At 61.0% G+C, this 23436-nt stretch carries 21 protein-coding genes; 9 read left to right on the forward strand and 12 right to left on the reverse strand.

The annotated features are described in order from the left end of the window. Nucleotides 1-26: 26 nt before the first annotated feature. The gene (locus ABD819_RS00525; RefSeq protein ID WP_345119817.1) at nucleotides 27-1049 is read left to right on the forward strand and encodes a cyclic nucleotide-binding domain-containing protein; all 1023 of its coding nucleotides are present in this window, start codon (nucleotides 27-29) and stop codon (nucleotides 1047-1049) included. 92 nt (nucleotides 1050-1141) lie between these two features. Here the strand turns inward: ABD819_RS00525 and rfbA are convergent, their stop codons facing one another. The 6 genes from rfbA to ABD819_RS00555 all read right to left on the reverse strand — a co-directional run bounded on the left by rfbA (nucleotide 1142) and on the right by ABD819_RS00555 (nucleotide 7469). Further along, nucleotides 1142-2020 carry a glucose-1-phosphate thymidylyltransferase RfbA gene (gene rfbA / locus ABD819_RS00530; RefSeq protein ID WP_345119819.1) on the reverse strand — a complete coding sequence of 293 codons (879 nt, stop codon included), beginning with the start codon at nucleotides 2018-2020 and terminating at the stop codon, nucleotides 1142-1144. 135 nt (nucleotides 2021-2155) lie between these two features. Beyond that, entirely contained in the window at nucleotides 2156-3163 is a 1008-nt protein-coding gene (locus tag ABD819_RS00535) for an SDR family oxidoreductase (protein WP_345119821.1), read from the reverse strand. A 122-nt stretch (nucleotides 3164-3285) separates the two neighbouring features. Next, the gene (gene rfbB / locus ABD819_RS00540) at nucleotides 3286-4341 is read right to left on the reverse strand and encodes a dTDP-glucose 4,6-dehydratase (protein WP_345119823.1); all 1056 of its coding nucleotides are present in this window, start codon (nucleotides 4339-4341) and stop codon (nucleotides 3286-3288) included. Nucleotides 4342-4430: 89 nt separating this feature from the next. Further along, nucleotides 4431-5447, reverse strand: a complete 1017-nt coding sequence (gene galE, locus ABD819_RS00545) for a UDP-glucose 4-epimerase GalE (protein WP_345119825.1) — start codon at nucleotides 5445-5447, stop codon at nucleotides 4431-4433. A 95-nt stretch (nucleotides 5448-5542) separates the two neighbouring features. Then, the gene (locus ABD819_RS00550) at nucleotides 5543-6838 is read right to left on the reverse strand and encodes a nucleotide sugar dehydrogenase (protein WP_345119827.1); all 1296 of its coding nucleotides are present in this window, start codon (nucleotides 6836-6838) and stop codon (nucleotides 5543-5545) included. A 4-nt stretch (nucleotides 6839-6842) separates the two neighbouring features. After that, complete coding sequence (locus ABD819_RS00555; protein WP_345119829.1) at nucleotides 6843-7469, reverse strand: acyltransferase; 627 nt, start codon at nucleotides 7467-7469, stop codon at nucleotides 6843-6845. 91 nt (nucleotides 7470-7560) lie between these two features. Here ABD819_RS00555 and ABD819_RS00560 point away from each other — a divergent pair, with 91 nt between their 5' ends. Then, nucleotides 7561-8139: a Uma2 family endonuclease gene (locus tag ABD819_RS00560; RefSeq protein ID WP_345119831.1), complete on the forward strand. Its 579-nt coding sequence runs from the start codon at nucleotides 7561-7563 to the stop codon at nucleotides 8137-8139. Nucleotides 8140-8278: 139 nt separating this feature from the next. On the opposite strand, the gene ABD819_RS00565 is transcribed toward ABD819_RS00560, so the two are convergent. From ABD819_RS00565 to ABD819_RS00575, 3 genes are all read right to left on the reverse strand, one after another. Then, nucleotides 8279-9727, reverse strand: coding sequence for an aldehyde dehydrogenase (locus tag ABD819_RS00565; protein ID WP_345119833.1), 1449 nt, complete (start codon nucleotides 9725-9727; stop codon nucleotides 8279-8281). Nucleotides 9728-9817: 90 nt separating this feature from the next. Beyond that, a complete protein-coding gene (locus tag ABD819_RS00570) occupies nucleotides 9818-10771 on the reverse strand; it encodes a glycosyltransferase family 2 protein (protein WP_345119835.1) in 954 nt (317 codons plus the stop codon). 33 nt (nucleotides 10772-10804) lie between these two features. Next, nucleotides 10805-11563 carry a class I SAM-dependent methyltransferase gene (locus ABD819_RS00575; protein WP_345119837.1) on the reverse strand — a complete coding sequence of 253 codons (759 nt, stop codon included), beginning with the start codon at nucleotides 11561-11563 and terminating at the stop codon, nucleotides 10805-10807. Between the two features lie 98 nt (nucleotides 11564-11661). On the opposite strand from ABD819_RS00575, the gene ABD819_RS00580 reads away from it, so the two are divergent. From ABD819_RS00580 to ABD819_RS00590, 3 genes are read left to right on the forward strand one after another with little or no spacing between them, the layout of a single operon-like run. Continuing rightward, on the forward strand, nucleotides 11662-13236 hold the full coding sequence (locus ABD819_RS00580) for an ArnT family glycosyltransferase (RefSeq protein WP_345119839.1): 1575 nt from the start codon (nucleotides 11662-11664) through the stop codon (nucleotides 13234-13236). Between the two features lie 38 nt (nucleotides 13237-13274). After that, entirely contained in the window at nucleotides 13275-13835 is a 561-nt protein-coding gene (locus ABD819_RS00585; protein ID WP_345119841.1) for a hypothetical protein, read from the forward strand. A gap of 55 nt (nucleotides 13836-13890) precedes the next feature. Then, on the forward strand, nucleotides 13891-14442 hold the full coding sequence (locus ABD819_RS00590; RefSeq protein ID WP_345119843.1) for a hypothetical protein: 552 nt from the start codon (nucleotides 13891-13893) through the stop codon (nucleotides 14440-14442). A gap of 98 nt (nucleotides 14443-14540) precedes the next feature. On the opposite strand, the gene ABD819_RS00595 is transcribed toward ABD819_RS00590, so the two are convergent. After that, entirely contained in the window at nucleotides 14541-16850 is a 2310-nt protein-coding gene (locus ABD819_RS00595; protein WP_345119845.1) for a DUF6311 domain-containing protein, read from the reverse strand. A gap of 245 nt (nucleotides 16851-17095) precedes the next feature. Between ABD819_RS00595 and ABD819_RS00600 the strand changes: the two genes are divergently transcribed. Both ABD819_RS00600 and ABD819_RS00605 read left to right on the forward strand, forming a co-directional pair. After that, entirely contained in the window at nucleotides 17096-18439 is a 1344-nt protein-coding gene (locus ABD819_RS00600) for a glycoside hydrolase family 16 protein (RefSeq protein WP_345119847.1), read from the forward strand. A gap of 106 nt (nucleotides 18440-18545) precedes the next feature. Next, nucleotides 18546-19097 (forward strand): carbohydrate binding domain-containing protein, encoded by a 552-nt coding sequence (locus ABD819_RS00605; RefSeq protein ID WP_345119849.1) that lies wholly within the window; start codon nucleotides 18546-18548, stop codon nucleotides 19095-19097. 67 nt (nucleotides 19098-19164) lie between these two features. Here the strand turns inward: ABD819_RS00605 and ABD819_RS00610 are convergent, their stop codons facing one another. Together ABD819_RS00610 and ABD819_RS00615 are read right to left on the reverse strand one after the other, a co-directional pair. Beyond that, entirely contained in the window at nucleotides 19165-19890 is a 726-nt protein-coding gene (locus ABD819_RS00610) for a glycosyltransferase family 2 protein (protein ID WP_345119851.1), read from the reverse strand. Between the two features lie 144 nt (nucleotides 19891-20034). Next, a complete protein-coding gene (locus ABD819_RS00615; RefSeq protein ID WP_345119853.1) occupies nucleotides 20035-20826 on the reverse strand; it encodes an SDR family oxidoreductase in 792 nt (263 codons plus the stop codon). Nucleotides 20827-21012: 186 nt separating this feature from the next. Between ABD819_RS00615 and ABD819_RS00620 the strand changes: the two genes are divergently transcribed. Beyond that, a complete protein-coding gene (locus ABD819_RS00620; protein ID WP_345119855.1) occupies nucleotides 21013-22797 on the forward strand; it encodes a DUF6311 domain-containing protein in 1785 nt (594 codons plus the stop codon). Between the two features lie 75 nt (nucleotides 22798-22872). Continuing rightward, entirely contained in the window at nucleotides 22873-23406 is a 534-nt protein-coding gene (locus ABD819_RS00625) for a 3-hydroxyanthranilate 3,4-dioxygenase (protein WP_345119857.1), read from the forward strand. Nucleotides 23407-23436: the final 30 nt, after the last annotated feature.

Here is a 23436-nt window from a genome sequence, read left to right on the forward strand (position 1 = left end):
AACTGCCGCCGCCGGGTTATGCGAACATGGCTATTTCTACTGCCCTCACCCCCATCGACCTCGCGCCCATCGCGGCCTTCGCCGGGCTGCCCGCCGCCACCTTGACCTGGCTGCTGGCCCACGGCGAAATGCGGGCCTACACCGACGGCGAATCCATCATCAACGCCGGCGACACCGCCGATTTTAGGATGGCCGTGCTGCGCGGCGGCGTCCAGTTTTACGCCGTGAAGGGGAGCCAGCGCGACCCGATATTTCGGGTCGGAGCCGGGCAGGTGTCGGGTGTGCTGCCCTATTCGCGGCTGCGCGAGGCAAAAAACCAAGGCACTGCCACCGACGACACTCTGCTCTATCTGCTGCACCGCGACCAGTCTCCGGCCCTGGAGCAGGCCAGCCCCGAGCTGGTGCAGCGCTTGGTGGCCATCATAAACGACCGCAGCCGCGACCAGGTGCGGGCCCAGGAGCGCGACGACAAGCTCCGCACCCTGGGCAAGCTCTCAGCCAGCCTGGCCCACGAGCTCAACAACCCCACCGCCGCCATTGCCCACGCCGCCCAGGCCCTGAAGGAGCGGGCCCAGGCCAATCCCGCCCTGCTTGCCGAGTTGGTGGGCCACTGCCCTCCGCCCGAAGCCATGCGGGCCCTCACGGAGCTGGCCGTGCCCGCCGAAACGCCCCCGCCGCCAGTTTCGGCCAAGTCAGCAGCCTCAATCAGGTGTGGACCTACATTATCGACAATGCCACCTCGAAGCCGTGGTCCTGGACACCAACGGCACCGTAGAAAAGCGGCCCGCCCGTGCCCTGCTCGTGTTCATCGGGGCCAAACCCGGCACCGAATGGGTATGCGACCAGGTGCTCTGCGACAGCAAAGGCTTCCTCCTGACCGGTCGCGACCTCGTGACGGACCCACGCTACGCCGAATTCTGGAAAAAACAGCGCGAGCCATCCCTACTCGAAACCTGCGTGCCGGGCATTTTCGCCACAGGCGACAGCCTCAGCCGTGGGCAGCATGGCCATCAAATTCGTGCACCAGTACCTGGACGAGTAAGAATTGAGGTGAGAGGGTAGGAGGGTATGGGGGTAGGAGTTGTGCATTATTGGCCAAACTCCTACCCCCATACCCTCCTACCCTCTCACCCTAGAAACCCTACGCTTCCAGCATCAGCTGGTCAGGCAGGTTCATCAGGTAGTCGCCGTAGCCGCTTTTGCGCAGCGGGGCGGCAATTGCGCGGAGCTGGTCAGCGTCGATAAATCCCTGACGATAAGCGGCTTCTTCAATCGAGCCCACTTTCAGGCCCTGGCGCTGCTCAATTACTTTCACGAACTCGCCGGCCTGCATCAGGCTTTCGAAGGTCCCGGTATCGAGCCAGGCGGTGCCGCGGCCCAGGATGCCCACTTTCAGCGTGCCGCGCTTGAGGTACTCGCGGTTCACATCGGTGATTTCATACTCACCACGCGGGCTCATTTCCAGGTTTTTGGCGATTTCTACCACGTCGTTGTCGTAGAAATACAGGCCCGGGACGGCGTAGTTGCTCTTGGGCTTGGCAGGCTTTTCCTCAATGCTGAGGGCTTTTTTATCGGCGTCGAACTCCACCACGCCGTAGCGCTCGGGGTCGTGCACGTGGTAGGCGAAGACCACGCCACCGGTGGGGTCGTTGTTCGATTTCAGCAGTTCCTCCAGGCCGGCACCGTAGAAAATATTGTCGCCGAGTACCAGCGCTACCTTGTCCTTGCCGATGAAATCGGCACCCAGCACGAAGGCTTGCGCCAGGCCGTTGGGCACTTGCTGCACCACATACTGAAAGTCGCAGCCCAGACTCTTACCGTCGCCGAGCAGCTTTTTGAACTGCTCCTGGTCGTGGGGCGTGGTGATAATCAGCACTTCCCGAATACCCGCCGACAGCAAAATCGACAGCGGATAATAAATCATCGGCTTGTCGTACACAGGCATAAGCTGCTTCGATACGGCGAGGGTGAGTGGGTGCAAACGGGTGCCGGAGCCGCCGGCGAGGATGATGCCTTTCATGTGGTTAGGTGATGATGAATTTATCGGAACGTCATGCTGAGCTTGCCGAAGCATCTCTACCGATTCGCCTGAACCATTGCGACGAATCGGTAGAGATGCTTCGGCAAGCTCAGCATGACGTTCTTTCTGGTCTGTCTAATTGCGCTGTTGAATAAAATCCTGATTCACCTTGAACCATGCCAGCGTCTGGCGCAAACCCTCGCGGATACGCACCTGCGGCTTATACCCCAGCAGGCGGCCGGCCTTCGAAATATCTGCCAGCGAGTCGCGGATATCGCCGGCCCGGTCCGGACCGAACTTGGGAGCCAAATCGGAGCCGGCTTCTTCGCGCAGGATGTCGTACATCTGCACCAGCGAAGTGCGGTCGCCCACGGCGATGTTATAGACCTGGCCCAGAGCCTCGGGGTTCGTCACGAGGGCGGCGCGGATGTTGGCTTCCACGCAGTTTTCCACGAAGGTGAAGTCGCGGGTCTGGCCGCCGTCGCCGTTCAGCGTAGGCGGCTCATTGCGCAGAATGGCGTCGATGAACAGCGGAATCACAGCCGCGTAGGCTCCGCCCGGGTCCTGGCGTGGGCCGAAGATGTTGAAGTAGCGCAGGCCCACGATTTCCATGCCGTAGGTGCGGGCAAATACGTCGGCGTACAGCTCGTTGGCATACTTCGTCACGGCGTAGGGCGAGAGCGGCTTGCCGATGCGGTCCTCCACTTTGGGCAGACCGGGGTGGTCGCCGTAAGTCGAAGAAGAAGCGGCGTACACGAAGCGCTTCACGCCCGCGTTTTTGGCGGCCGTCAGCATCTGCACGAAGCCGCCCACGTTCACGTCGTTGGTCAGCACCGGGTCTTTGATGGAGCGCGGCACCGAGCCGAGCGCGGCCTCGTGCAGCACTACGTCCACGCCCGCGCAGGCGGCGGCGCAGACAGCCGCGTCACGAATGTCGCCGTCCATTATTTCCAGGCGGGCATCATCGGCAAACAGCGCCAGATTCTTGCGGAAGCCGTTGGAGTAGTTGTCCAGCGTCCGCACCTTTTTCACGCCGTATTTCAGCAAATACTCCACGATGTTGGAGCCGATGAATCCCGCGCCGCCGGTAACGAGAAAAGTCAGATTATCGAGCGGCTGCTCGTGGAAGGGGTTTTCGTACATTCTTTTAAGTTAATCAGCACGTCATGCTGAGCTTGTCGAAGCATCTCTACCGAGCAACTAATCAAATCGATGCAACGAAGCGGTAGAGATGCTTCCTTCGTCAGCATGACGTTCTGGTTGATTTACCGTCCCGCGTACTGCTTCAAATTATATTCCTGATACGCGCCGCTGGTTACGCTGTTCAGCCATTCCTCGTTGGCGAGGTACCAGTCTACGGTTTGGGCCAGGCCCTGCTCAAAGGTCACGCTCGGCTTCCAGCCCAGCTCGTTCATGATTTTGCTGGAGTCGATGGCGTAGCGCATATCGTGGCCGGCGCGGTCGGTCACGAACTTGATGAGCTTGCGCGAGGTGCCGGTTTCCTGGCCGGTTTTCTGGTCCACCACGTCGCAGAGCAACTGAATCAGCTTGAGGTTCTGCCACTCGTTCACGCCGCCGATGTTGTAGGTATCGCCGTTTTTGCCCTCGTGGAACACCGCGTCGATAGCCGTGGCGTGGTCTTTCACGAAGAGCCAGTCGCGCACGTTTTCGCCCTTGCCGTACACCGGCACCGGCTGGCCGGTGCGCAGGCGGTGAATAGCCAGCGGAATGAGCTTCTCGGGGAAGTGGTTCGGGCCGTAGTTGTTCGAGCAGTTGCTCAGCTTGATGGGCAGGCCGTAGGTGTGGTGCCAGGCGCGCACGAAGTGGTCGGAGCTGGCTTTCGAGGCCGAGTAGGGCGAGCGAGGGTCGTAGGAAGTCTCTTCCGTGAACATCTCGGGGCCGAAATCCAGCGAGCCATACACCTCGTCGGTGCTCACGTGGTAGAATACATGGCCGTCGTAGCCGCCGGGCTGCCACAGGTTGCGGGCCGCGTTCAGCAAATTCACGGTGCCGATGACGTTGGTTTTCACGAAGGCCATTGGGTCCGTAATGCTGCGGTCGACGTGCGACTCGGCCGCGAGGTGAATCACCGCGTCCGGCTCCTCATTGGCGAATAGCTGGTCGATAAACGACTGGTCGGAGATGTCGCCCTTGATGAAGCGGTAGTTCGGCGCGGTTTCGATATCGCGCAGGTTCTCCAGGTTGCCGGCGTAAGTCAGCGCGTCGAGGTTGAGAATCTGGTAGTCGGGGTATTTCGAAACGAACAGCCGAACTACGTGGGAGCCGATGAAGCCGGCCCCGCCGGTGATGAGGATTTTCATAGTATTCAATGAGTGAATGAGTGAATGGGTGAATGGGTGAGTGAGGAGTATTGGGTGCAAAGGACCTATTCACTCATTCACCCATTAACTCATTCACTCAATGATAATTGCCATTTCCAGGAGCTGGCCAGCGAGTCGGCCAGCGACGTTTCGGTTTTGAAGCCCAGCACCTCGGCGGCTTTGGTCGCGTCGGCATAAATGGCGGGTACATCGCCGGGGCGGCGCGGACCGAGCAGCACGTTCAGCTTCTGGCCCGATACTTCTTCGAACGTACGCACCACTTCCAGCACCGTGTTGCCCCGGCCGGTGCCCACGTTGAAGGTTTCGACGCGGTCGGCGGCCGGGCCATCCAGCAGGCGGCGCACGGCCACCACGTGGGCCTTGGCCAAGTCAACTACGTGGATGTAGTCGCGGATGCAGGAGCCGTCCGGCGTGTCGTAGTCGGTACCGTACACGGTCAGCTTCTCGCGGATGCCAGCGGCAGTTTGCGTAATGAACGGCACCAAATTGTTGGGTACGCCCAGGGGCAGCTCGCCAATTTTGGCCGATTCGTGCGCCCCAATCGGGTTGAAATAGCGCAGCAGAATAGTGCGCGGGCCCCCGGCGGCGGCCACGTCGGTGAGGATATCCTCGGCCATCTGCTTGGTGGCACCGTAGGGCGAGGTCGCTTTTTTGGTGGGCGTGGCCTCCGTCACGGGCAGGGCATCGGGAATGCCATACACGGTGCACGATGACGAGAACACCAGCTTATCAACCCCAAACTCGGGCATCACGGCCAGCAGCGCCAACAGCGAGCCAAGGTTGTTCTGGTAGTACGCCAGCGGCTTGGCCACCGACTCTCCCACCGCCTTGAAAGCGGCGAAGTGAATGACCCCCGCAATGTCTTTTTCGGCCTGAAACACGCCGCGCAGGGCGGCCTCATCGGCGCAGTCGATGCGGTAAATAGGCACCGCAGTCCCAAGAATGGATTCGATGCCCACCAGCGCCGATTCCTGCGAATTGCTGAAATTATCAACAATAACCGGCTGATAGCCGGCCTGTTGCAGTTCGACCACCGCGTGGGAACCGATGTAGCCGGCACCGCCGGTAACAAGAATTTTTTGCATAATGATTAATGGTTAATGGTTAGTGATTAGGAAGCAGTAGTTGGCAGGCCTGTTGAACAGCGCTAACCACTAACCATTAATCATTCACCACTATTCTACAGGCTCCAGTATTGCAGGTCCTTCATCTTGCCGCGGTACAGGCCTTTGATGTCGACCAGCACGGCGTTGTCGGAAGTAATGGACTGGAAGTAGGCCTCGTCCTTGGCGGCGTAAGGCGTGTGGCTCACGGCCACGATTACGGCGTCGTAGTCGGTGCGCACGTCGTCGTTGTGGGTCAGGCGGAAGCCGTACTCGTGGTGCAGCTCGTTCGAGTCGGCGTGCGGGTCCACGATGTCGACGTTCACCGAGAAGTTTTTCAGCTCCTGAATTACGTCGGCCACTTTCGAGTTGCGGATATCCTCCACGTTTTCCTTGAAGGTAGCGCCCATCACGAGCACGCGGCTTTTGGCCACGTCCTTGCCTTTTTTAATCATCATCTGCACCGTTTTACGGGCGATGTAGGCGCCCATGTTGTCGTTGGTGGTGCGGCCCGAGAGAATAACTTTGGCGTCGTAGCCCAGCTCTTTGGCCTTGTAAGTCAGGTAGTAGGGGTCGACACCGATGCAGTGACCGCCCACCAGGCCGGGCGAAAACTTCAGGAAGTTCCACTTCGTGCCGGCCGCTTCGAGTACCTCGTAGGTGTTGATGTTCATGCGGTCGAAAATCATCGACAGCTCGTTCATCAGGGCGATGTTGACGTCGCGCTGGGTGTTTTCGATGATTTTGGCGGCCTCGGCCACCCGAATGCTGCTGGCGCGGTGCACGCCGGCATCCACCACCAGCTCATACACTTTGGCCACGGTGTCGAGGGCCTCTTCGTCGTTGGCACTCACCACCTTGATAATGCGGCGCAGGGTGTGCTCCTTATCGCCGGGGTTGATGCGCTCGGGCGAGTAGCCCACCTTGAAATCGGTCGGGAACTTCAGGCCCGAGAGGCGCTCCATCACCGGAATACAGTCTTCCTCAGTGCAGCCGGGGTACACGGTGCTCTCAAACACCACATAGTCGCCTTTTTTCAGGACTTTGCCTACCGACGACGACGCGCCGAGCAACGGCTTGAGGTCGGGCTGGGCGTGCTCATCGATGGGCGTGGGCACGGCCACGATGTAGAATTGCGCCTGGCGCAGCACCTCCAGCGAATCGGTGAAGGTGATGTCGCAGCCTTCAAAATCCTTTTTCTCCAGCTCGCCGCTCGGGTCGATGCCCTGCTTCATCTGGGCCACGCGGCCGGCGTTAATATCGAAGCCAATTACTTTGAGCTGCTTCGCGAATTCGAGGGCGATGGGCAGGCCCACGTAGCCAAGGCCGATGACGGCCAGGGTGGCCTCTTTGCGCAATAGTTGGTCGTACACGTAGTTAGTTTTTCGTGGTTCGTTTGTCGTTTTTGGGAAGCGGGCGCACGGTTTGGGCCGTTTCGCTCAGCTCGTATTGCTCGCCGCTTTCGGGGCAGGTGGCCCGGTGCTGAGCGTCGAAGGTCAGGCGGTGGCCGTAGGCGCTCATCCAGCCCTGCGGGCGGGCGGGCGTGCCGTATACGAGGGCATAGGCCGGAACGTCGTGCGTGACCACGCTGCCGGCGCCCACAAAGGCGTAGCGCCCCAGCCGCACGCCGCACACGATGGTGGCGTTGGCCCCGATAGTCACGCCCTGCTCCAGGTAAGTGGGCTGATACTGGCCGGGACCTTTGCGCGGCACGGCGCTGCGCGGGTTTTTCACATTAGTGAATACCACGGAAGGGCCCAGGAATACGTCGTCTTCGCAGATTACGCCGCCGTAGAGGCTCACGTTGTTCTGCACTTTCACGTTGCGGCCCAGGGTCACGCCATCGGCCACAAACACGTTCTGGCCCAGGTTGCACTGCTCCCCAATGGCGGCCCCGGCGCAGATGTGGCAAAAGTGCCAGATGCGGCTGCCTTCGCCTATCTGGCAGCCCTCGTCGAGGATGGCTGTGGGATGGGCGTAGTAATCGGGGGAGATATGGGGCATGCAGGCAGACGGGCGGTTCAGCCCGCAAAGGTAAGGACACAGGCGGGGTTGGGTTCGTACTTTTGGGTAATTCCCTTATTGTGCTTGTATTATGAGTCCGCCCGTTCGCCAAATTGATTCTCCCAAATACGTTTCGCCCGAAGACTACCTGCGCCGGGAGCGGGAAGCGGAGTATAAGCACGAGTACTTCAATGGCGAAGTGCGGGCGGTGACTGGAGCCAGCTACGCGCATAATTTGATTTGCGCCAACCTCACCGCCATCATCAGCCGGTATTTACGCGGTACTACCAGCAACGTGGTCGGCAGCAACCAGCGCCTGCACGTAACCGAAGCCAACGCCTTCTGCTATCCCGACCTGGCCGTTATACATGGCACGCCGGAGTTTCTGGATGACCAGACGCAGGAGAATCTGCTGAATCCGACGTTGCTGGTGCAAATCGTAACGCCCACTGCTGAAGGCTGGGCTGGCCGATTCGGCTTGTACCGCCAGTTGCCCGGTCTACAACAGTTTGTGCTCCTGCATTCGCCGCTGCCTTACGCCGAGTGGTACTGGCGGGACGAGCAGGGCCGTTGGTTGCTAACCGATACCAACGCCCGGCCCGGCGTGCTGGACCTATGCAGCATCGGCTGCCAGGTGCCACTGGCCGAGGTGTACAAGACCACAGATTAGCACGGATTTTAGCGGATTTCACGGATTTTGTAGACGACCGCAACTAGCACGAGGAGGGAGGTGTTGCACGACATTCTTTCCAAAAGATAGCCGGCTCAATAATCGTCCACAAAATCCGTGAAATCCGCTAAAATCCGCGTCAATCCGTGGTCAGTTTAACGCACACATTCTGGGCCTCGGTGAAAAACCGCAATGCCTCCAACCCGCCCTCGCGGCCGACACCGGAGTTCTTCATGCCGCCGAAAGGGGTGCGCAGGTCGCGGTGCAGCCAGGTATTTATCCAGACGATGCCGCTGTGCAGCTGGTGCGCCACGCGGTGGGCGCGGGTGAGATTAGAAGTCCAGATGGTAGCCGACAGGCCGTAATCGGTGCTATTGGCCATCATCAGGGCTTCTTCGTCGGTATCGAAGGGCGTGAGGGTAACGACGGGGCCGAAGATTTCCTCCTGGTTGGTGCGGCAGTCGAAGGGCAGATTTTCGAACACGGTGGGCTCCAGGAAATAGCCGCCTTCGCAGCGGCCGGGCACGGTGGCGCGGTGGCCGCCGGCCAGCAGCGTGCCACCTTCTTCGTGAGCCAGCTTAATGTAATCAAGCACTTTATGCAAGTGGGCCTCGCTCACCAACGCGCCTTGTTTGGTATCGGCTTCGAGCGGGTCGCCGATTTTCTGGTCCTGGAGCTGCCTGAGAAACTCAGTTTTGAAGGCCTCATAAATCGGGCGCTCGATGAATATGCGCGAGCCGCAGAGGCAAATCTGGCCCTGGTTGGCAAAGCTGCTGCGGATGCTGGTGGCCACGGCGGCGGCCAGGTCGCAATCGGCAAAAATGAGGTTGGGGTTTTTGCCACCCAGCTCCAGGCTGAGCTTTTTGAACATCGGCGCAGCGGTGGCCGCTAGGTGCCGCCCCGTGGCCGTACCGCCCGTGAAGCTGATAGCCTTGATGCCCGGATGCTCCACGATGGCCTGCCCGCAGCTCGGGCCATTGCCGTGGATGATGTTGAGCACGCCCGCCGGCAGACCGGCCTCTATACACAATTCACTCAGCAGAAAGGCGGTGGCGGGCGTGATTTCCGAGGGCTTGGCCACCACGCAGCAGCCCACGGCCAGGGCCGGCGCAATCTTCCAGGTGAAAAGGTAGAGCGGCAGGTTCCAGGGCGAGATGCAGCCCACCACGCCCACGGGGTGGCGCACGGTGTAGTTCACGGCCACGCCTTCCTGCACGTGGGCTTCGGTGGCGAAGTGGCCGGCGGCGGTGCCGAAGAAGTGGAAGTTGGAGGCCGCCCGCGGGATGTCCATGGCGCGGGCCAGGCTCAGGGGCTTGCCGTTGTCCTGGCTTTCGGCGCGGGCCAGGCGCTCGAGGTTGGCATCAATAAGGTCGGCGATTTTGACGAGGAGGCGGCCCCGGTCTTCGGCCGGCAGCTTGCGCCAGGCGGGCAGGGCGGCTTCGGCGGCGGCCACGGCGGCGGCTACGTCAGTGGCATCAGAGTCCGGAATCTGGCCGTAGACCTGGCCGGTGGCAGGGTCCACGTTATCGAGGTAGCGGCCGGCATGGGGCGGCACGAGCTGGCCGTTGAGGTAATTCTGAATGCGCATAGGGAGGGAAATACGAAAACAACAATGCCCACAACGACGTCACCACCAAACGGAATGTTCCTGCCGCCTGCCAGTCGGGCAGACGGGGGATTAATGAGCGGGCGGGCTGGGCAGAGATGCCGTATTGGTATTGGATATCAGGTACAAAGGGCGTTGACGAACATTGGCCGAGAGCCGCGCTATGTACTCGCCAATGATGCCCACCGAAATCAGCTGTACCCCGCCCAGAAACAAAATACTCACCATCAGCGACGCCCAGCCCGGTTCGTAATCACGGGTAAAAAAGCGGGCGTACAGCGTGTAGATTCCCACCAGAAAAGCCACTCCGGACACCGTAAAGCCCATAAGGGTGGCCGCTTTGAGGGGTACGTCGGAGAAGGCGGTGATGCCATCCAGGGCAAAGCGCAGCATTTTGCGGTAGGTATAGCCGGTTTCGCCGCCCCCGCGCCCGGCCCGGTCGTACTCGATGAACGTTTGGCGGTAGCCAATCCAGGAAATCTGCCCGCGAATAAACTTGTTCTGCTCGGGCATCAGCCGCAGGCCATCCACCACTTTGCGCGAGATGATGCGAAAGTCGCCGGTATCGACGGGGATGGAAACGCTGGTGATGCGGGCCAGCAGGCGGTAGAAAACCCGGGCCGTGAGCTTCTTGGCCGCGCTGTCGCCCTGCCGCGAGCGCCGCTTGGCATACACGACTTCAAAGCCTTCGTGCATCTTCTGGTAGAGCAGCGGAATCAGCTCGGGCGGGTCCTGCAGGTCGGCGTCGATAATGACCACGGCCTCGCCCTGCGACCGGTCGAGGCCGGCCGTGACGGCAATCTGATGGCCGAAATTGCGGCTGAAGTCGATGTAGCGCACCCGCTCGTCGCGCGCGGCCAGGTTGAGCAGCAGGGGCAGCGACTGGTCCCGGGAGCCATCGTTGACGAACACCAGCTCGAAGCCGCCGGGCAGGGCCATGGGCTCCAGCACCCCCAGCAGGCGCTGGTAGAGCTCCGCAATATTGGCTTCTTCGTTGTAGATGGGAATAATGACGGACAGTTCCACGCGGGCTTACGAATACTTTGGGGAGGAAAAAATTCAGGCCGGCTTTTGAGCCAGGGCAAACACGCTGACCCCCAGGGGCAGGTTCAGCCGCCGCAGCAGGCGGTTTTCGAGTTTCACCCACAGCAGCAGCAAAGTGTTGGCCGGGCCAGCGAAGTGGTGGAGGTCGCCGGTGGCCCCCGGCTTTTGCACCGGCGATACGGGCCCGGATACCAGCCGGCGGCCCAGCCGCAGCGCGGCGGTGGGCAAGTACATGGCCGCGTTCCAGAACGAGCTGCGCTCGACGCGTAAGCCCGCCCGCCCCAGGGCCGCCGTCAGCCCCGGGCGCGAGTAGCGCCGGAAGTGGTGGTTCACCACGTCGTGCTCGCTCCAGAGGTAGGCGTGGGCGGGCACAAACACCAGCAGCTGGCCGCCCGGCCTGAGCACGCGGGTCCACTCACGCAGCGCGCGACCCTCGTCCTCAATATGTTCCAGCACGTCGGAGGCAATCACCAGGTCGAAGCGCGCATCGCCGAACGCCAGGGCGGCCCCGTCCATCACCGACACGTTGGGCACGCCCCGGGCCTGGGCCAGCTCGATGGCCGGCCCACTCACGTCGATGCCCGTCAGGTCGGTGTAGCCGGCGGTGCGCAGGCGCTGCATCAGCGGCCCGCCCGAGCAGCCAATCTCCAGAATGGCCGCCGTGGTGGGCAGTTTGAGCTGTTTGATTATATCGTAAACCGCGTCGCGGCGACTGGCGAACCACCAATGCTCTTCTTCCAGCTGGTGGTATTTGGCTTCGTAGGTCAGGTCCATGCCTGGCAAAAGTACACGATTGCAATACAGCGCCCGCGTGCCGTGTCCTACCTTTGTCGCTGCCTTCCTTGCTCCACAACTGCTGACACTCCATTTATATGTCATTCTCCGTTGCTTCGGTGCGGTCGTTCCGGCCGCGCCCCTACCACGTAGCGGCGGCGCTGTTCTTCATTATTCTGGGTGCTTTTTTCTACGGCCCCTACCTCAACGAGCTGCCCAACGGCATTCATACCTGGGCGCAAACCGACCGGCTTTCGCTGGCGCTTAATTTCTACGATTACGGGTTCGATTTTTTCACGCCGCGCACCTCGTCGCTGGAGTCCATTGGGGGCGTTACCGGCGTCGAGTTCCCGCTGCAGGCTTATCTGGCGGCTTTGGGCGGCCTGGTGTTTGGGCGCGGCAATATCGGCCTGCTGTTTCGCTTGCTCGATGTGGCCGTCACGCTGCTTGGCTTCTACTACCTGTTCCGGCTGATTTTTGAGCGCACGGGGCACTTTGTGGCCGGGCTGGTGCCGGGCGTTTTCCTGCTGGCTTCGCCTTTTTTCGCGTTTTACGCGGGCGGCTTTCTGCCCGACCCTTTCAGCCTGAGCCTGAGCTTTGTCGGCTACTACTACTGGGCGCGTTTCTTCGAAAACCGGCACTTTCCCGACCTGCGCGTGGCGGTGCTGGTGCTGGGCCTGGCGGCACTCATCAAAACCACCACGGGGCTGCACCTGGGCGCGGTAGCCGGCATCACGCTGCTCTGGTCCTTTTTGCAGCCCGACCGGATGACGCCGCGGCAGCGCCTCGGATTTCTGGGCCTGCTGGCAGTGGTGCTCGGCGTCGTGGTGGCCTTTTTCGTGCACAATCAGCACCTGAACGAAACCTACCAATCCGGGCAGTTCCTGGCCGCCGCCCGGCCCATTCCCGACCCGGAAACCCTCCACGACGTACTCCGGGACGTGCGCCGGGGCTGGCTGTTTGAGTACGGTACCATTACGCAGTACCGAATGCTGGGCGTGTGCGTGCTGCTGCTGCTGGTTTTTCTGCGGCGCAACCTGGGCCGTTACCTGCCCCTCACCCTGCTGCTGCTGGCCGCCGTGGCCATCGGGCTGTTGTTCGCCCAGCTCATGGGGGCGCAGTTTGGCGTGCACGACTACTACATTATTTGCGCGGGCCTGCCCCCGGCCGTGCTGCTGCTGGTGCTGGCCCTGCTCAACCTGAGCCAGTACACGGGCTTCGTGCGCTACGGGACCACGGTGGGCCTGGCCGTGCTGGTTTTCTTTTTGGCGGCCAACGGCTACAAGCGCCTAAAGCATCGTTCCAGCGACGACTACCTGACCTTTTCGCCGTGGCCGCATGTCTGGATGCGCGGCGGAGCCGCCGAAATGGCGCAAGCCGGCGTGCCAGCCACGGCCAATGTGCTCTACTTCAACGAGCCGGCTCCGAATATCTCGCAGGTGTATTTCGACCGGCGGGGCCTGACGTGGACCCCGGCGAGCGTGACAACGGTGAAGGCTGAGGATTTCCTGGGGCGCATGGCCTTCGACAGCCTCGACTACGTGGCGATGAATCCCGCCTTTTTTGGCCAGCTGCCGGCCGACCAGCGCGAAGCCATGGCCGCCGGCTTTGAAACGGTGGGCCGGTCGCCGGCCATTATCCTGCGTCGCCGCGACCGCCAGCGCCCCTGGTAGGGCCTCCCATTTCCGACTGCCGCCCGTTTCGCTTTTCCATGAAAATTCGTTCTTTCCTTACCATCGGCGGGCTGGCCCTCGCGGGCCTGCTGGCCGCCGGCTGCCACCCGCGCGATGGCCGCACAACGCCCCGCCGGCGTGAGCTCGCGCGCACCGATTTTGAGGGCTTCAAGGGCTGGGCCCCCGCCATGCTGCCCCAGCTGGCCACCGACAAGGCCCACTCGGGCCAGTTCTCGATACGCGTAGACCCGCAGCATCCGTACTCGCCCACGTTTCGCGCCGAGCTGGGGCAGCTGTTTTCGCACCGGCCGCGCCGCATCACGCTGGGGGCCTGGGTGTGGGTGCCCGGCTTTCGGGACGATGCCGTGTTCGTGGTCGTCATTTCCAACCCCGATAACCCCGACAACCCCGTTTTCCGCAAGGAGGTGTTTCTCAACGACAGCAGTCCGTTCGGGGCCTGGAAATGGGTGAGCCGCGACCTGGACATTCCGCTGAACACCTATTTTTCGTCACGCAGCCAGCTCGTGGTCTACCTTTTCGCAAAGGATGTGACGAGCCCCGTGTACGCCGACGACCTGCTGCTGACGGAGCTGTGGTAGCATCACCCGTTTTCAACTCCTACATTCTCTCCAATTCTCTGTTTTCTCTTTATTCATGAAAAAACTTCTCTGCTCGATGGGCGCACTGGCTGCGCTGACCCTGGCCGGCTGCGGTGGCAGCAACGAGTCGGTCATCGACCCCAACGTGCTGGTTGATGCCAACTTTGACACCCTGGCCGGGTGGATACCCGATGCCATGAGCGGCACGCTGGCCCGCGGAAAAGCGCACTCCGGCAATTACGCCCTCAAAGTCGACGGCACCCACGAATACAGCCTGGGCTACACCGCACCGCTGGGCAACCTGAGTGGCACCCGCATCAAAAAAATCAAGGTCTCGGCCTGGACATTCCTGCCGGCGGCCGGGGCCAGCGCCACGCTGGTAGTAACGGTGGGCAACCCCGCCACCCCCGCCGAAAAGCCCCTGATGTGGGAAGGCATATCGTTGGGCAAATTGGCCGCCCCCGGCAAATGGGTTGAAGTAAGTAAGGTCATCACCCTGCCCGAAAATATCCTGCCGACCTACACGCTCGGCCTGTATCTGTGGCGCGAGGGCAGTGCCAGCCAGCCCATTTACCTTGATGATTTGCGCGTGACCATCGAGCCCTAAACCGGAGCGACCGGCTTCCCCGCCCCGCCAGTGCTGGAGCGGGGAAGCCGGCTTTAGCCACTGCGCACCCGCAGTAGCAGGTGCGCGGTGGCCGACGGCTAGGGATTCAGCGGGTAGGTGTTCTTGACGAGCTTGCGCCGGGCACCCGTGCCCACGTAGTAGTACACGTCGGTATTGGCGGGCCGGATTAACAGGTCGTCGACGAGCAGCCCCCGGTTATCATAGAGCACCTCAATGCGCACGGCGGACTGGGTTCGGCGGAAAGGCACCACTACTCGTACCCATTCGCCCAGCACTTCGGTGGCATGGCGGGCATCGGCCGTTTGATGGTCCAGCATTTGCCCGGCCGCATCGTAGAGCTTGACCTGCATGTTGCCGTAGCCGTAGTCCATCTTGCCGTATATCCACACGCCAGCCTCGTAGCGGCCGGTATCAGCCGGCATCGGCAGCGCCCCATCATAAAGGATGGAAAAACCTTCTTTCGGCTCGTAGAAGGCTCCGGCACCAAGCCGGCCGCGTCGGTCCTTGGCCTGGTCGAATGACTGGAGCATAACGCCGGCTGGCGTAGTGACACGCAGGCCGTTGGCCCGCTGGGGCAGCCGTGGCAGCAACGAGTCGGCGATGGCCCGCTCCCGAAGCTGGCTGGTAGCGGCCAATGCCGCGATGGGCAATTCGTACAGCGCGCCTTCCGGAGCCTGAAGCAGCAGCTTGCCCAGACGCACGAGGCGCTGCTCGGCCTCGGTGAGGGCATCGGGGGTCACCAGCAGCAACAAAGGCTTTTGATTGGGAAAGTAAGTCAGCAGCTCTTTGGGCACTAACTCACTACTCAGCAGCTGCACATGCAGCATGGCCTGGCCCACCGAAGCCCGCGATACGTAACAGGCCAGCAAGGGCAGGCCGGTAGTGGCCGAGGCCTTATCGGCCTGGTAAATGGAATTGCCGCTACCGCTCAGGTCGAATTTATCGGTTCCGATGTTGTAGTAGGGCAGGGGCAGAATAGCCTGAAAGTCCGAGGCCTTGCGGTTGGTCCACGTCAGCCGGGAAATCAAGTCTTTGTTAGGGTCCAGAAACGCACTGGCTCCACTGCTCGCCGTTACCTGGTCGGCTTTTGCAGAAACCTGCATCCACGATTCGGCGGCCCACAGCAGTAGCAACGGCACGCCCACCCAAGCCACTGCCTGCCGGCGCTGCCGACGCAGGTAGCGCCATAGCCGATACAACGCATAGGCCGTGTAGGTGGAAGCCACGTAGTAGAAAGGCCACGCGAAACGGCCCAGTGACCGAAACTGCTTCACTGGTCCCGAATGGTCGGTCAGCCAATCGAACCAGCGCCACTTAAATGGCAGCCCGAAAGCCAGCAGCAACAGCAGCGTAGCAGCCCACAGGCCGGTGCGCAAGTGCAACGGCAGCGCGGGCCGCCCAAGTCGCCGCCATTGCCGGCGGCGCACCAGGTTTATCGCGCCCAGTATGAGCGTCACAAACAGGGTTGCGGTGCACACCAGGCCCACGTACGAGAGGCCTTCCATCCCATCGGCTTGCGGCAGCCCATGCCGTTGCCCCCACTCGTGCAGCGGCCCCAGTACTGGCAAGAATACCGACGTAGGCGTGGCGACATACACCAGCAGGCCATAGGGGTTGGGTGGCCGGTCGGCCACGTGGTCGGTGGCCCAGAGGTAGCCCCGGAACAGCAGCAGCGGCAGCAGGGCAGCCAGTACCATCCGCCCCAGCCACGGCCGCATTCGGGGCTGCTGCCACGCCAGTATCAGCACGTGCGCCAACAGAAAAAAACAGCCGCAAGCCAGGAAATAAAGCATTACGCTGCCCATCAGCAGGCTGCCCAACGCAAATAGCACGTACCACCGCCACTGCTGCGGCTCTTCCTGCATGCGAATAATGCAGTACCAGAGCAAGGGCACGAAACACGCATAGCTCAGCGACAGGTGAGCGTCGAGGCGCAACACCTGAGGCGACATGAACCCAATGATGAGCGCCAGCACCGCCGCATAGAGCACCGGCAGGTGGGTACGGCGCAAAATTGCGTATAGTACCACTGGTGTCACGACCAGCGAAGCCAGCGCCAGCAAGTTGGTGATGCCCACCGTATAGTAGCCCGCTGGCACGCCGTGCCGCTGCAAAAAATTCAGCACTACCGCAATGAGCGGCTGCAGGTTGGGGTAATTGAAATGCTCGCCGAACGGATAGTTCATGCCCGTAAAACGGTCGCCCACGTCGTGCAGCGCGTAAAAAGCCGTAGCGTAGTAACTCTGCAACGCGTCCCCTCCAGCCGTAAAAAAATGGTCGTTGGGGTTAATCAGCACCGACCAGAATAATACAGCTGTCAGCGCGGCCGCTGCCAGCGCAACACTGCTCATACCCAACCAATGGTCTCTGCGAAGATTCGTGCTCATTCAAGGTAAAATTGTGGCGAACCGCTGTAGGGCATCTTTACGGCCGTCAAAACTACGGCTCAATTGGCGAGTGCCGTTCTTCGAAATCACCGAAAACCTCTCCTTATTTGTGGTGCCACGCGGTCAATTCTTCTCTTCCGAGCCGCGCATGTGCCATTTTTGCTTGCCGTAAATACTCGCTGCCACACTACTGTGCTTAACCAAATATGCTGGCCAGGGCCTCCCGAATGACTATCACCCGAATAATGCGGAAACGAATAGCACAGGTTATTGCCCTGCTGCTAGTCTGGCACGGCGTATTGCCAGCTTCTGCTCAGCAACCCATCAACTATGCCGACTGGCACCTGGAATGGGCAGAAGAGTTTAACGCGCCGGTTGATACCCTCGCGCTGACAGAGCGGTGGCGGTTTTCTTACCCGTGGGGGCGGGCCTTAGCCAACTCCATTGAAGTCGGCTATTACACCGCCCGGGAATTGCAAGCCAGCGCTGGGGTATTGAACATGACCCTGCACCGGCTGGCCGAGCCCTTGGTTTATCGGGGGCGGCCGCTCCACTACACGGCTTCGATGCTGTTTAGCCGGCACCTCATCGATTCGCTTCGCCCCGCCAACTGCCATCCTGAAGAGGGCTTTAGCTACGGGCTTTTCGAAGTGCGGGCACGGCAGCCCGCTTCGTCGACTTCCGCGCCCGCATTCTGGCTTTTTGGCGGAGTGCCCGATGAAGTGGATGTCTTCGAGGCCGATGCCAATGTCTTCTCCAACACCCTTCATCTGGCTCCCGGCGGGTATTGGCGGCCCACCCGCCAACAGGAGCAAACCTGTCAGTGTCTTTTTTACAACACGGACCCCGCGGGCAACCTGCACGAGCAATTTCACACGTACGGCGTGAAGTGGATGCCTGATGGTATTGTCTTTTATTACGACGGGGTTCCGATTCGCCACGAAACGCGGCTGCTGCCCGCCGGCTGCGCCATGGCTGTAATCGTGAACATGACCGCCCTCGCCTGGGCCACGCATCCCGCAGATACGCTGGCCCTTGATTACATTAGAATATACCGGCCCCGGCACTTACCCCCGCCGGTTGCGGTGCTACGCCCGGGTGGGGATTTCCCGCAATCAGAGCTGGCGTGGCTGCCCGCTGAAACGCAGCCCGGCCGGCCCGACCAGGCGATGTATCAGGCGTGGAATTTGGCCCCGTCACCTCGCGCGGCCCCGCGTCTTGCATTGCAACTTACCGACAATTATAACCCGGCGTGTGACCTTTTTTTACCCTTGCCCATTGCCGGGCGCTGGGCCCCGGCCTGGACCCAAATCGCGGGCACTCCGGAACTACGGATTAGTATCCCCAAACCAGATTCCGTAGCCTGGGCCGTTCACGACCTACTCGGCAGGCTCGTAGCCGGTGGCACCACCGCGGGGGGGGGCACATGGCGGCCCCGGTGGGCCCCACTGCCGCCGGGGGCCTATGCGGTACACCTCCGCCAGGGCCAAGCCTCCGTGGTGCATCCCCTTACCGTTTTGGGCCGCCCCGACGGTTCGGCACCAACCGCAATCTGGCGGGAGACTCCCGCCCCTGCTCCGGAGCCTTAGCCCAAGCCCCAGCAAACTTGGCGTAGCACCAGAAAACGCCGTTTTTCAATTACTGAGCCGATTCAAGTAGTTTTGTAGCACCCTATTTCTGCTTATTTTCAAATTGATGAAACGTTTTACCTCCTTCGTCTGGTCACTACTAACCGGAAGTGTTTTGCTTACTTCGTGTGCAAAAAAAGACGATGCCCTTACCAAAGGAATCGCCATAACCCACAACGATTTTGAGAGTGTATTGGGCTGGAATGGCAATACCGATGGTAGCGTTACCACCGAGCGGGCGCATTCTGGTAAGTATGCTTTAGCGGTAGGGCCACAAGCTGAATACAGCTATACCTACAGCTCGATTCTTGGCAAAATGAGTACCGCCAAAATCAGGACCATTACCCTATCGGCCTGGGTATGGGTGCCCAGCGACCAAGTGCCGGGCAGTTTAGTACTAGCCATCGCGCATTCGCCAGAACGTAGCACGCCGGTATTCTACGGCGATATCAGCTTGGCAAAAGAAGTGAAAAAGTTTAAGGAGTGGCAACAGGTATCACGCACTTTTACTTTACCCGATTCAATTCAGGACACCAATCAATTAAAGTGCTACCTGTGGCGCGCAGGCAACAGCGAAAACGTGTATGCCGACGACATTGCGCTCCGCATTGAAAATTAAACAGTCCCGCCTTCCAATCCATTTCCAGGTGGGTGTCACACGCATTGGCTAGCGCGTAACGCCTGACTTACTGTCCCAGCAGGCCATACTTAACGATGCAGTAAATGGCCCGGAACCCATCGCGCCACCCGATTTTCTTGCCCTCGGCGTAGGTGCGGCCGTAGTAGCTGATGCCCACTTCGTAGATGCGCACGTCTTTCACGCGGGCTACTTTGACGGTCACTTCAGGCTCGAAGCCGAAGCGGTTTTCTTCCAGCTTCATCCCCTGAATGATGTCGCGCCGAAACAGCTTGTAGCACGTTTCCATGTCGGTCAGGTTCAGGTCGGTCACCATGTTCGAGAACAGCGTGAGCCAGTAGTTGCCGATGCTGTGCCAGAAGAACAGGATGCGGTGCGGATTGCCGCCCATGAAGCGCGAGCCGAAAACCACGTCGGCAAAGCCCTTGAGAATGGGCTTTATCAGCACGTTGTATTCCTCGGGGTCGTACTCCAGGTCGGCATCCTGAATGATGACGTAGTCGCCGGTAGCTTCGCGAATACCGGTGTGCAGCGCCGCCCCTTTGCCCTGATTAACAGTGTGCTCCAGCAAACGCAGGCCCAGTTCGGGGTAGCGCGCGGCGTAGGCCCGAATGGTTTCGGCCGAGGCATCGGTCGAGCAGTCATTCACGAGGATAATCTCCTTGCCAATGTTGTTCACCAGCTTCAGCTCGCGCAGCAAATCCAGAATCTGATGAATGGTGCGGGCCTCATTATAAACCGGGATGACGATGGAAAGCGTATCGAATTTTACCACAGAAAAGGCATTGGAGCAGCAGGAAGCAACAAAGGTAGTTTTAGTTAGCAGTTAGCAGTGAACAGTTAGCAGTTATCAATGCATTGCCCAACTGTTAACTACTCACTATCAACTGCTAACTGTTCACTGCTAACTGCTAACTGCCTAAAGGCTGCCGGTGCGGCCGCCATCCACGGGCACGCTGGTGCCGTTGATGTAGCCGGCCGCCGGCGAGGCCAGGAAGGCCACGGCGGCGGCTACCTCCTCGGCCAGACCGAAGCGGCGGGCCGGAATGGTTTTCAGCATCTCGGCTTCGATGGCCTCGGCCGACTGGCCGGTTTGGGCGGTTTTCTTCTCGATGAGCGAGGTGTGGCGCTGGGTGAGCGTGGCCCCGGGCAGCACGTTATTCACCGTGATGCCGTGCGGGCCCAGCTCATTGGCCAGGGTTTTGGCCCAGCTGGCCACGGCCCCGCGAATGGTGTTGCTCACGCCCAGGCCCGGCAGCGGCACCTTCACCGACGTGCTGACAATGTTGACGATGCGCCCGAAACCGGCGGCCTGCATGCCCGGCACCACGGCCTGGGCCAGCAGGTGGTTGGCCACGAGGTGCTGCTCGAAGGCGGCCCGAAAATCGGCGGGCGTGGCTTGCAGCAGCGGGCCGCCGGCGGGGCCGCCGGTGTTGTTCACCAGAATGTGAAAAGTGCGGCCGGTGGCGCTCAGGTAGTCGCGCACGGTGGCGGCCAGCACTTCGGGGGCCGCGAAATCGGCTACCAGAAAATCGTGGGTCTGGCCGGCGGGCGTGGGCAGGGCGGCGGCTACCGCGCGCAGCTGGGCTTCGTTGCGGGCCAGCAGCGTGACGGTAGCACCCTGGGCGGCCAGGGCCTCGGCCACGGCCCGGCCGATGCCTTGCGTGGAGCCGCCCACGAGGGCGCAGCGGGAAGTAAAGAGAAGGCTCATGCGGGGCGGGGGTGGTGGGGCAAAGGGGATTGGTGCGGAACAGAGCAGCTTTCGGCGGGAAAAAAGCGGGCCTTGCTAAACCGTTAGCGCGACCATCTTGCCCTTTACTCGTTGCTTTGTGGAAGTAACGCGGGTAAAATTACCGTGCTGGCCCGGTTCCACCGGCTACCGTCAGAATTCTTTCCAATGGAAAAACACGCAATGCCGCGCCTGGCCGGGTGGGGCGCTCTTCTTGCCGTCGCCTTTAGCTACTCTGCCGTGTTCCTGGCCTGGACCTGGCCCCTGGGCACCCAGCTGGCTACGGCATTCCCGGCCGTAGCCGACCACGATGGCTACATGCAAATCTGGAGTGTGTGGCACTTCCGCGAAATGCTGCTGAGTGGGCACAACCCTTTTTATTCCGATTGGCTGCTGTATCCGGAAGGGGCTTCCTTGCTGATGACGACTTACACGCCCATCATCGGCCTGCTCAATGTGCTGGTGGGCAACGAAATGCTGGCGCTCAACCTCATGCTGCTCGGGCAGTACACCTTGTCGGGCGTGGGAGCGTGGCTGCTGGTGCGCCGCTGGGTACGCCAGCCGCTGCTGCAATGGCTGGCGGGGTTTGTTTTTGCCTTCTCGCCCTACAAAATGCTGCGGCTTCCGGAGCACTACGACCTGGTGCTGACGGCCACCGTGCCTTTTTTCGTACTGGCTTTCCTGCGGGCTTTCGAGTTCCGAGCCGGGCGGCTGTGGCCACTGGTACGCAGCTGGGGCGCGGTTGCTGCCTGCCTGGGGCTCGGGTTGCTCACGCTGTTCAGCGACTATTATATCACCTTCGCGCTCCTGTACTTTTCGCTGGGTTACGCGCTGTGGTTCTGGCTTCGGCTGGGGGAAATAAACTGGCGGCAGTGGCGCTCCTGGCTGGTGCTGGCCGGCATTCTGCTGGTTAGCCATATTGCGCTGCGCCTGCTCCGCCTGGCGGGCGTGCCCGACAATGGCGGCTTCTGGTGGGGGGGCGACGTCGTCAGCTACTTTATGCCGCCCCCCAATAGCTACTGGCTGGACGTGGCCTGGGCGCAGCGGCTTTTCATCAATGCCGGGGTGTACACGATGCCGGGCTCCATCGAAAACATTATGTTTTTGGGCTTTGCGCTGCCTTTGCTGGGCCTGGCGGTATGCTGCTGGCCCGGCAAGCAGGTATCGACGCGGCAGCAGGACCCGCAGGGCCGCCCGCTGGCCTGGGTGCTGCTGTTCAGCGTGATGCTGACCCTGCCGGCACTCCGCATTTTCGGGAAGTCGCTGGTGAACCTGCCCACGGGGTTTTTGCACCTCATTCCCTTTTTCAATAACATCCGCTGCCCCACCCGCTGGGTGCTGCTGGTGAGCCTGCTGTTGCCCCTGGTGGTATTTGCGGCCCTCGAAGCGCGCTGGACGCACTGGCAGCCCCGCTGGCAATGGGTATTGAGCGCGGTGCTACTCGTAGCCGTGAGCGGTGAATACTGGCCAGTGGCCCCGCCCCTGGCGTCGTCGGCAGCGTTGCCGCCGGCTTTTCGGGCCGTTGCCGCGCTGCCTGGCAAGGCACTATTGACGATACCGGTAGGGCTGGTTGATGGAAAAAAGCAGGTCGGCAAAGTGGAGCTGGTTAATTTTCTCTACCAGCCGCATTACCGCAAGAAGTTGCTGTCGGCCTACTTATCCCGCATTCCGGATGCTCGTTTCGAGGCGTTTGAGCGGGGCGACTCGGTGCTGCGGATGCTGCTGCGCCTACAGCAAGCCCCTGCCGACACCACTGTTCGCCCGCCATCGGTAGCGGCGGCCAGGGCTTTCCGTCAGCATTTTCAGCCGGCGGCCGTACTCATCAGCCCCGATTGGCGCGGTGGGGCGGCGCATCGCTACATCAGGGCCGCCTTTCCCGATTTTACGGAAGAGCATTTTGCCGACGGTTATGTTCTGTTGCGCCCTAACGGCCCGCCTGCCAGCTCACCCTGACAAAGCCCGGGAAAAGCTGACAATTGCTTGGCTATTTTTGGGCATCTTCTCCTCACCTGTCTCTAATCACCACCCATGATAGCCCGCCCCTTTAATTTCCAGAAATGGATTGATGAGCACCGCCATCTGCTGAAGCCCCCGGTGGGCAACCAGCAGGTGTTCAAAGACAACAAAGACTTTATCGTGATGGTGGTGGGCGGCCCCAACGCCCGCAAAGACTACCACGTGGATGCCGGCGAGGAGCTATTCTGGCAAATCGAAGGCACGATGACCGTCAAAATCATGGAGGACGGCCAGCCGGTTGACATCACCATCGGCCCCGGCGAGATGTTTCTGCTGCCGCCCCACGTGCCGCACTCGCCGCGCCGCCCGGCCGGCACCGTGGGCCTGGTGCTCGAGCGCTACCGCACCACCGACGAGCCCGACGGCTTCCAGTGGTACTGCGAAAACTGCGGCCACAAGCTGCACGAGGAATTCACCCTCATCACCGACATCGTGGCCCAGCTGCCGCCCATCATGAACAAGTTCTGGGCTTCGGAAGCGCTGCGCACCTGCCAGAACTGCGGCACTTATATGGAAGCGCCCACACCGGTGCCAGTGACCGAATAATAGTTGAACGTCATGCTGAGCGTAGCCGAA

The sequence above is a fragment of the Hymenobacter antarcticus genome (genome assembly GCF_039539545.1).
Classification (GTDB): domain Bacteria; phylum Bacteroidota; class Bacteroidia; order Cytophagales; family Hymenobacteraceae; genus Hymenobacter; species Hymenobacter antarcticus.

What these genes read in the sequence shown, in the direction of transcription:
- ABD819_RS00525 (WP_345119817.1), top strand. Translation starts at nt 27, where the DNA reads ATGGCTATTTCTACTGCCCTCACCCCCATCGACCTCGCGCCCATCGCG.
- rfbA (WP_345119819.1), bottom strand. Translation starts at nt 2,020, where the DNA reads ATGAAAGGCATCATCCTCGCCGGCGGCTCCGGCACCCGTTTGCACCCA.
- ABD819_RS00535 (WP_345119821.1), bottom strand. Translation starts at nt 3,163, where the DNA reads ATGTACGAAAACCCCTTCCACGAGCAGCCGCTCGATAATCTGACTTTT.
- rfbB (WP_345119823.1), bottom strand. Translation starts at nt 4,341, where the DNA reads ATGAAAATCCTCATCACCGGCGGGGCCGGCTTCATCGGCTCCCACGTA.
- galE (WP_345119825.1), bottom strand. Translation starts at nt 5,447, where the DNA reads ATGCAAAAAATTCTTGTTACCGGCGGTGCCGGCTACATCGGTTCCCAC.
- ABD819_RS00555 (WP_345119829.1), bottom strand. Translation starts at nt 7,469, where the DNA reads ATGCCCCATATCTCCCCCGATTACTACGCCCATCCCACAGCCATCCTC.
- ABD819_RS00560 (WP_345119831.1), top strand. Translation starts at nt 7,561, where the DNA reads ATGAGTCCGCCCGTTCGCCAAATTGATTCTCCCAAATACGTTTCGCCC.
- ABD819_RS00565 (WP_345119833.1), bottom strand. Translation starts at nt 9,727, where the DNA reads ATGCGCATTCAGAATTACCTCAACGGCCAGCTCGTGCCGCCCCATGCC.
- ABD819_RS00575 (WP_345119837.1), bottom strand. Translation starts at nt 11,563, where the DNA reads ATGGACCTGACCTACGAAGCCAAATACCACCAGCTGGAAGAAGAGCAT.
- ABD819_RS00580 (WP_345119839.1), top strand. Translation starts at nt 11,662, where the DNA reads ATGTCATTCTCCGTTGCTTCGGTGCGGTCGTTCCGGCCGCGCCCCTAC.
- ABD819_RS00585 (WP_345119841.1), top strand. Translation starts at nt 13,275, where the DNA reads ATGAAAATTCGTTCTTTCCTTACCATCGGCGGGCTGGCCCTCGCGGGC.
- ABD819_RS00590 (WP_345119843.1), top strand. Translation starts at nt 13,891, where the DNA reads ATGAAAAAACTTCTCTGCTCGATGGGCGCACTGGCTGCGCTGACCCTG.
- ABD819_RS00595 (WP_345119845.1), bottom strand. Translation starts at nt 16,850, where the DNA reads ATGAGCACGAATCTTCGCAGAGACCATTGGTTGGGTATGAGCAGTGTT.
- ABD819_RS00600 (WP_345119847.1), top strand. Translation starts at nt 17,096, where the DNA reads ATGCGGAAACGAATAGCACAGGTTATTGCCCTGCTGCTAGTCTGGCAC.
- ABD819_RS00605 (WP_345119849.1), top strand. Translation starts at nt 18,546, where the DNA reads ATGAAACGTTTTACCTCCTTCGTCTGGTCACTACTAACCGGAAGTGTT.
- ABD819_RS00615 (WP_345119853.1), bottom strand. Translation starts at nt 20,826, where the DNA reads ATGAGCCTTCTCTTTACTTCCCGCTGCGCCCTCGTGGGCGGCTCCACG.
- ABD819_RS00620 (WP_345119855.1), top strand. Translation starts at nt 21,013, where the DNA reads ATGGAAAAACACGCAATGCCGCGCCTGGCCGGGTGGGGCGCTCTTCTT.
- ABD819_RS00625 (WP_345119857.1), top strand. Translation starts at nt 22,873, where the DNA reads ATGATAGCCCGCCCCTTTAATTTCCAGAAATGGATTGATGAGCACCGC.